Annotated in this window: 1 protein-coding gene; it reads right to left on the bottom strand. The window is 55.8% G+C overall.

The annotated features are described in order from the left end of the window. Positions 1 to 274 (bottom strand): autotransporter outer membrane beta-barrel domain-containing protein (locus tag V5P19_RS23565; RefSeq protein WP_334407965.1); only part of this gene is annotated, 274 nt, incomplete at both ends.

Below are 274 nucleotides of genomic sequence, written 5' to 3'. Positions count from 1 at the left end.
CCACTGCGCCAAATCGCCGCCTAGCTGCAATACATAGCGGTTAGCCTGAGTATTTAGCTGACCGTCACCGGCCCTTGAACGTTCGTGCCCTCCGACATGACGCATCCACATACTGCTTGCCGACCCCTGAGAATGCAGTGAATCTGTATACTGCGGCTCACCTAGACGGTCGTGTAAACGATGGCTAAACAGCGAGTTGGCTGCGGCAATGTTGCTGATATAGCTTCCGGCCTCCGGGCGATAAACTGATGGGCCTTCCGGATCCACAACAGGG

The organism is Enterobacter sp. UNJFSC 003, assembly GCF_036903355.1.
In the GTDB taxonomy this organism is placed as follows: Bacteria; Pseudomonadota; Gammaproteobacteria; order Enterobacterales; family Enterobacteriaceae; genus Enterobacter.
This window is presented reverse-complemented; position numbering and strand designations above follow the sequence as displayed.